Origin of the sequence: Pseudomonas sp. PS02288 (genome assembly GCF_029959715.1) — a bacterium.
Lineage (GTDB): Bacteria > Pseudomonadota > Gammaproteobacteria > Pseudomonadales > Pseudomonadaceae > Pseudomonas_O > Pseudomonas_O kuykendallii.
This window is the reverse complement of record NZ_JASCPA010000017.1, coordinates 66630-73400: the sequence shown is the minus strand read 5'-3', so window position 1 is coordinate 73400 and position 6771 is coordinate 66630. Positions and strand designations below refer to the sequence as shown.

At 66.8% G+C, this 6771-nt stretch carries 7 protein-coding genes; 2 read left to right on the top strand and 5 right to left on the bottom strand.

Annotation, left to right across the window (positions count from 1 at the left end; translation table 11 throughout):
- Positions 1–87: 87 nt before the first annotated feature.
- Entirely contained in the window at positions 88–753 is a 666-nt protein-coding gene (locus QMX85_RS09530) for a fumarylacetoacetate hydrolase family protein (protein ID WP_282340253.1), read from the bottom strand.
- A gap of 113 nt (positions 754–866) precedes the next feature.
- Positions 867–2258, bottom strand: a complete 1392-nt coding sequence (locus QMX85_RS09525) for an FAD-binding oxidoreductase (protein ID WP_282340256.1) — start codon at positions 2256–2258, stop codon at positions 867–869.
- A gap of 220 nt (positions 2259–2478) precedes the next feature.
- Here QMX85_RS09525 and serA point away from each other — a divergent pair, with 220 nt between their 5' ends.
- Positions 2479–3708 carry a phosphoglycerate dehydrogenase gene (serA, locus tag QMX85_RS09520; protein WP_282340251.1) on the top strand — a complete coding sequence of 410 codons (1230 nt, stop codon included), beginning with the start codon at positions 2479–2481 and terminating at the stop codon, positions 3706–3708.
- 59 nt (positions 3709–3767) lie between these two features.
- Here serA and QMX85_RS09515 read toward each other — a convergent pair whose 3' ends face one another.
- Together QMX85_RS09515 and QMX85_RS09510 are read right to left on the bottom strand one after the other, a co-directional pair.
- Positions 3768–4262 carry a DUF523 domain-containing protein gene (locus QMX85_RS09515; protein ID WP_282340249.1) on the bottom strand — a complete coding sequence of 165 codons (495 nt, stop codon included), beginning with the start codon at positions 4260–4262 and terminating at the stop codon, positions 3768–3770.
- A gap of 4 nt (positions 4263–4266) precedes the next feature.
- On the bottom strand, positions 4267–4899 hold the full coding sequence (locus QMX85_RS09510; RefSeq protein WP_282340247.1) for a 2OG-Fe(II) oxygenase: 633 nt from the start codon (positions 4897–4899) through the stop codon (positions 4267–4269).
- Between the two features lie 105 nt (positions 4900–5004).
- Between QMX85_RS09510 and QMX85_RS09505 the strand changes: the two genes are divergently transcribed.
- The gene (locus QMX85_RS09505) at positions 5005–5754 is read left to right on the top strand and encodes a hypothetical protein (RefSeq protein ID WP_282340245.1); all 750 of its coding nucleotides are present in this window, start codon (positions 5005–5007) and stop codon (positions 5752–5754) included.
- A 47-nt stretch (positions 5755–5801) separates the two neighbouring features.
- Here QMX85_RS09505 and QMX85_RS09500 read toward each other — a convergent pair whose 3' ends face one another.
- The gene (locus tag QMX85_RS09500) at positions 5802–6749 is read right to left on the bottom strand and encodes an alpha/beta hydrolase (protein WP_282340243.1); all 948 of its coding nucleotides are present in this window, start codon (positions 6747–6749) and stop codon (positions 5802–5804) included.
- Between the last annotated feature and the right edge of the window lie 22 nt (positions 6750–6771).

The window sequence follows — 6771 nt, the reverse complement described above, 5'->3', positions numbered from 1 at the left end:
GGAGGCCCGAGGCGGCTTCCGCCACGCCGTCGAACGCCCGTCGGATCAGCGCCCGCGGGGGCCCGCCGCGCGGCGGGCCGCCGGACGTCAAAGCACCTGGCTGTCGAAGCTCGAACGGCCAACCAGTTCCAGCTTCAGGGTGCTGCCCGAGGCGAGCGGACCGACGCCCACCGGAGTACCGGTGGAGATCACGTCGCCCGGTTGCAGGCTGAAGTGGCTGGCGATGTGCTGGATCAGCGGCAGGATCGGGTTGAGCATGTCGCGACTGTTGCCGTCCTGGCGCACTTCGCCGTCGATCACCAGGCGGATGCCGATGTCGCCCAGGTCGCTGATCGAATCGCCCGGAACGAACGGCGCGAGGACGAAGGCGCCGTCGAACGACTTGGCCAGCTCCCACGGGTAGCCCTTCTCCTTCAGCTTGGCCTGCACGTCGCGCAGGGTCAGGTCGAGGGCCGGGGCGAAACCGGAGATGGCGTCGATGACTTCCTCTTCGCTCGGCGTGCGCGACAGCGGCTTGCCGATCAGCACGGCGATTTCCGCCTCGTAGTGCACCGAACCGCGATCCTGGGGAATGCTGAAGCCGCCGGCGATCGGCACCACGCAACTGCCCGGCTTGATGAACAGCAGCGGTTCAGTCGGCACGGCGTTGTTGAGTTCCTTGGCATGCTCGGCGTAGTTGCGACCGATGCAGACCACTTTGCCCATGGGGAAGTGGATATGGGTGCCGTCGACATATTGATGCTGGTAACTCATGGGGCGACTCCTTGGGCAGGGGTGGAAGGGAAAACCGTTGGGGTTTCAGACCGCAGGCCGGGCCAGCGCCCGCCTGCGTAACTGCATGAAGCGCATCCCCGCGCCCGCGGCGCTCAGGCGAAGATCTTGCCAGGGTTCATGATGCCGTTCGGGTCGAACGCGGCCTTGATGGCCCTCATGTAGGCTATTTCAGCCGGTGAGCGGCTGTAGGTCAGATAATCGCGCTTGGTCATGCCGACGCCGTGCTCGGCGGAGATCGACCCGTTGTACTTCTGCACCGTCTCGAACACCCACTTGTTCACCGCGGCGCACTTGCCGAAGAACTCGTCCTTGCTGAGATTGGCCGGCTTGAGGATGTTCAGGTGCAGGTTGCCGTCGCCGATGTGTCCGTACCAGAGCACTTCGAAATCCGGATAGTTGGTGCTGACGATGGCATCGATGTCGGCCAGGAAAGCCGGCACTTTCGAGACGGTGACCGAGATATCGTTCTTGTACGGGGTGAAGGGCGCGATGGTTTCCGAGATGTCCTCGCGCAGCCGCCAAAGGTTGCGCAGCTGGGTTTCGCTCTGGCTCATCACGCCATCGACCACCCAGCCCTGTTCGACGCAGTGCTCGAAGGTGGCCAGCGCCTCGTCGGCGCGCTGTTCGGTGATGGCCTCGAACTCGAGCAGCGCATAGAAGGCGCAGCGGGTCTCGAACGGCGCCGGGATGTCGCCACGCTCGAGAATCTTGCCCAGCGCGTTGTCGGCGAAGAACTCGAAGGCGGTCAGGTCCATCTTGCTCTGGAAGGCGTGCAGCACCGGCATGATCGACTCGAAGTCCGGCGTGCCGAGGACCATCGCGGTGAGGTTGGTCGGCTGGCGCTCCAGGCGCATGGTGGCCTCGACGACGAAGCCCAACGTGCCTTCGGCGCCGATGAACAGGTGGCGCAGGTCGTAACCGGTGGCGTTCTTCGCCAGGTCCTTGTTCAGCTCCAGCAACTCGCCCTCGCCGGTGACGACCTTCAGGCCGACCACCCAGTTGCGGGTCATGCCATAGCGGATCACCTTGATCCCGCCAGCGTTGGTGCCGATGTTGCCGCCGATCTGGCTGGAGCCGGCCGAGGCGAAGTCCACCGGGTAGTACAGGCCGTTTTCCTCGGCGAAATTCTGCAGCTGTTCGGTGATCACGCCGGGCTGGCAGACCACCGAGCGGTCGGTGGCGTTGAAGTCGAGGATGCGGTTCATGTAATCGAACGCCACCACCACCTCGCCATGCGCGGCGACGGCGGCGGCCGACAGCCCCGTGCGGCCGCCCGAGGGCACCAGCGCGACGCGGTGCTGATTGGCCCAGCGCACGATGGCCTGCACTTCCTCGACGGTCTTCGGAAAGACGATGGCGGACGGCGCCGGCGCGTAGTGCTTGGTCCAGTCCTTGCCGTAGGTGTCCAGCGACGCGCTGTCGGTCAGCACCTTGCCGGGCTCGACCAGGGTTTTCAGCGCTTCGATCAGGGCGGGGTCGATCAGGGCAGCATCGGTCATCAGTGCAACTCTCGTGTCGTTCATGCGCCACCTGAGAAGCTTTCAGGTCGCAGCCAAGCCAGAAAAAAGGAGATCATGTTAGCATGCGCTCCCCGTGGATCGCGCCTCCCAGGCGATTCCGGGCGGTTTCACACGAGCAGCCCCGGGCTGCCGTCTCCTGCCACTTTTGCCGGCTTACCGGCTCCGGGACAACAGGTTCAAGCAGATGAGCAAGACCTCCCTCGACAAGAGCAAGATCAAGTTCCTTCTTCTCGAAGGCGTCCACCAGAATGCCGTTGATACCCTGAAGGCGGCTGGTTACAGCAACATCGAATTCATCAAGACGGCGCTCTCCGGCGACGAACTGAAGAACAAGATCGCTGACGCCCACTTCATCGGTATCCGCTCGCGCACCCAGTTGACCGAAGAAGTCTTCGACTGCGCGAAGAAACTGGTGGCGGTCGGCTGCTTCTGCATCGGCACCAACCAGGTCGACCTGAACGCTGCCCGCGAGCGCGGTATCGCGGTGTTCAACGCGCCTTACTCGAATACCCGCTCGGTGGCCGAACTGGTGCTCGCCGAAGCCATCCTGCTGCTGCGCGGCATCCCCGAGAAGAACGCCTCCTGCCACCGTGGCGGCTGGATCAAGAGCGCGGCGAACTCCTTCGAGATTCGCGGCAAGAAGCTCGGCATCGTCGGCTACGGCTCGATCGGCACCCAGCTCTCGGTCCTCGCCGAAGCGCTGGGCATGCAGGTCAGCTTCTACGACGTGGTGACCAAGCTGCCGCTGGGCAACGCCACCCAGGTCAGCAACCTGCACGACCTGCTCGGCCAGAGCGACATCGTCACCCTGCACGTGCCGGAGCTGCCCTCCACCCAGTGGATGATCGGCGAGCGCGAGATCCGTGCGATCAAGAAGGGCGGCATCCTGATCAACGCCGCCCGCGGCACCGTGGTCGAACTCGACGCGCTGGCCGAAGCGATCAAGGACGAACACCTGATCGGTGCGGCCATCGACGTGTTCCCGGTGGAGCCACGCTCCAACGACGAAGAGTTCGTCAGCCCGTTGCGCGGCCTGGATCGCGTGATCCTGACCCCGCACATCGGCGGCTCCACCGCCGAGGCGCAGGCCAACATCGGCCTGGAAGTCGCCGAGAAGCTGGTCAAATACAGCGACAACGGCACCTCGGTGTCCTCGGTCAACTTCCCCGAAGTCGCCCTGCCGGCGCACCCGGGCAAGCACCGCCTGCTGCACATCCACCAGAACATTCCGGGCGTGATGAGCGAGATCAACAAGGTCTTCGCCGACAACGGCATCAACATTTCCGGCCAGTTCCTGCAGACCAACGACAAGGTCGGCTACGTGGTCATCGACGTCGATGCCACCTACTCGGACCTGGCGCTGGAGAAGCTGCACCTGATCAACGGCACCATCCGTACCCGCGTGCTGTTCTAAGCGCGGCGTGGCAATGAAAAGGGAGGCCTCGGCCTCCCTTTTTCATGCGGGCGAAACCGTCAGCCGCGCCCTTCCAGCTCCGCCAGCACCTGCGCCACCTCGGCGAGCTGCCCCTCATGGAACACCCGCACACCGGCCTGGCGCAGCAGCGCGGCGGTCACGCCTTCGCCCTCGACCAGAGTGCCGGAGAAGCTGCCGTCGTAGTTCTGCAGGTTGCCGCAGGACGGGCTGCGCGCCTTCAGCACGGCCAGGCGGATGCCGTGCTGGCGGACCAGGGCTAGGGCGACCTCGGCGCCACGGACGAAGGCCGCAGTGACATCAGCGCCGTCGACGGTGAGCACCGGCAGACGCCCGTCGAGTACCTCGGCGCCGCACCCGCCGGGGATCTCCGCGGGCGGGCGCGGCGTCGGCAGGCCCCCGGCGACTTCCGGGCAGACGGCGACCACGCGGCCCTCGGCCTGCCACTGCTGCAACGGCGAGAACGGCCCATGGGCGCCGCCGTCATAGCGCACGCGCTGGCCAAGCAGGCAGCGGCTGACGAGGAGCTTTTCCATGGAATCAGAGGACGTTGTCGCTGCGCCGGCGGAACCAGCCGGTCAGCGACAGGCGATCCCGGGTGGCCGGCAGCACTTCGTGGGCGAACTCCGCGGAGACGAAGCAAGCCAGGGTGCCGGCCTCGGGCAGCACGTCGAGGCTGCGCGACTCGTCCAGGTACAAGCGCAGTGCGCCACCCTGCTCCGGCAGCCACTCCGGATTGAGGTAGAGGACCACGGTAATGGTGCGCAGGTCGTCGTCGCGGAAACGATCGAAGTGGCGCAGGTAGTAGGCGCCGGGCGCGTAGAAGGCGAAGTGGCATTCCAGCTCTTCGAGGCCGAGGAACAGCTGGCGGTTGAGCGCCTGGCGCAGGCCTTCCATGGCGCTCAGGAACTGGTCGCAGGCGGCCGACTGCCCGTCCTCGATCCATAGAATCCGGTCGCCCCGGATGCCCTCGACGATCGCCTGCCCGGCAGCCCGGCCGATCGCCGCCGGGGCCAGTTCTCCGGCGGCCGCACGGGAGCGGCACTCTTGCGCCAGTTCGGCGGTCAGAGACTGCGGGAGAAAGGCAGGCTGCTGCGACCAACCCTGCACGGCAAGGTCATCGATCAGCGCCTGCAACGACGGTAGGTTCGGGGGGGTCGACATGCGCGGCATTCTAGCAGGCCGGATCGACGCGCAACCGTCGCAGATCATCTCCCGCGAGCTCGACAATGCCGGCCACCGCCCCCGACAATACGTCCCCTGCCCACAGGAGCTTCCATGCGCGTCTTTCTCAGCCTGATTCTCGTCTTCCTCAGCCTCGGTGCCCGCGCCGACGCATACAGCGACCTTTACCAGGCCGCCGGCTGGCCGCAGCAACGCGCGCACTTCAGCGATGCCCTGGGCGCCGCCCAGCAGCGCTACCGCAGCACCCTGCCGCCGGCGGTCTACCAGACCCTGGTGGAGAACAGCAATCGGCGCTTCGCGCCGCAGGCGATGGACCAGCGGGCGACCGGTGCGCTGCGTCAGAACCTTCCCCAGCCGCAACCCGCGCTGGCGTTCTTCCAGGCGCCGCTGGGGCGCAAGATCGTCGCCGCCGAGCAGCTCGCCACCCGCAGCGACCAACTCGCCCGCCACGCCAACGGCCTGCCGCCGATCGAGGCCAGCGCCACCCGCCGACTGCTGGTACGGCACCTGGCGCAGGCGATCCCGATTGGCGACGCCGCCGCGGAGGTCAGCCTGGCACTGGCCGGCGTCGCGGCCGACAGCCTCAGCCAGATGATCCCCGGCCTGCTCGGCGGCGGTCAGGCGCAGGGCATGCTCGATGGCCAGCGGCAGCGGATGAAGCAGCAGATCGAGGGCAACATCGACAACACGCTGCTGCACGTCTACAGCGAACTGTCCGACCCGGAACTGGAGGAGTACGTCACCTTCGCCGAGTCGCCCGACGGCAAGCAGTATTACCAAGCCGCCTTGGCCGCCCTGCGCGCCGGCCTGGCGGCGAACCCGTCGACCTCGCAGGGCATCTGATTCGCCCGCGCCGCACCGCCACGCGCGGTACGGCGGCGACGCCCCGCTCAGCCTTCAAGACGCTGGCTGAGAAACTCGAAATAGCGCTCGCGCAGCGCTTCCCTCTCGTTGGCCAGATGATGCTTGGCGTCCGCCAGCATCAGCACCTGCGGCGTGGCGAACTTGTCTTCCAGCACCTCAAGGTTGTGCCGCCAGTCGACGGTCAGGTCGGCGTCGCCCTGGACGATCAGCGGGCTGCGCCGGCTGCGCGGCGCGCCCTCGATCTTCGGCACCCAGCGTGACAGCGCGCCGACCCAGGCGGTGGGCAAGGTTCGCGGCTGCAGCGGGTCGAGGCGATGGACGAAATCGATGAACTCCGCATCGCCGGAGTTGACGCTGAAGCGCCGCGGGATGGATTCGACGAAGGGCTTGAGCAGCCGATAGCTCAGCTGCGACCAGCCCCACGAACGCGGCCGCACCAGCGGCGCCAGGAGGATGGTTTCACCGAGCTGCGCCGCCGGCTCGCCGAGCAGCAGGTGATCGAGCAGGATCGCCCCGCCGGTGCTCTGCCCGCACAGGTGCCAGGGTTGCGGCAGATCCAGCGTCGCCGCTTCGGCGATCAGCCCCTGCAGCACGGTCTGGTACTCGGCGAAATCGCCGATGCTCGCACGCTCGCCGCTGGACAGCCCGTGGCCCGGCAGGTCGCAGGCGAGCACCGCGTAGTTCATTCGCAACGCCCAGTCGATCACGTGGCGATACAGCCCCATGTGATCGTAGTAACCGTGCAGCAGCAGCAGGCTGGCGACCGGCTTGGGTGGCAACCAGGCCTGCACGACGATCTGGTAGTCGCCGGCCTGGAAGCAGCCGAGCCGGCTGCGCACCTGCGGATGCCGCGCCACCGGGTCCAGCCCGTAGTAGTGGCGGTAGCCGAGCACCTGCGGCGCATCCTCCTCGTCGGCGGACAGGCGCCTGAGCGCCAGGCGCAGGCTATCGGGCTGGAAGGGAGGCGACGACATGGGTACTCCGGGGACTCGCTTG

Excerpts from the sequence above, each read along its gene's own strand:
- QMX85_RS09530 (WP_282340253.1), bottom strand. The coding sequence starts at position 753 with ATGAGTTACCAGCATCAATATGTCGACGGCACCCATATCCACTTCCCC.
- serA (WP_282340251.1), top strand. The coding sequence starts at position 2,479 with ATGAGCAAGACCTCCCTCGACAAGAGCAAGATCAAGTTCCTTCTTCTC.
- QMX85_RS09515 (WP_282340249.1), bottom strand. The coding sequence starts at position 4,262 with ATGGAAAAGCTCCTCGTCAGCCGCTGCCTGCTTGGCCAGCGCGTGCGC.
- QMX85_RS09510 (WP_282340247.1), bottom strand. The coding sequence starts at position 4,899 with ATGCCGCGCATGTCGACCCCCCCGAACCTACCGTCGTTGCAGGCGCTG.
- QMX85_RS09505 (WP_282340245.1), top strand. The coding sequence starts at position 5,005 with ATGCGCGTCTTTCTCAGCCTGATTCTCGTCTTCCTCAGCCTCGGTGCC.
- QMX85_RS09500 (WP_282340243.1), bottom strand. The coding sequence starts at position 6,749 with ATGTCGTCGCCTCCCTTCCAGCCCGATAGCCTGCGCCTGGCGCTCAGG.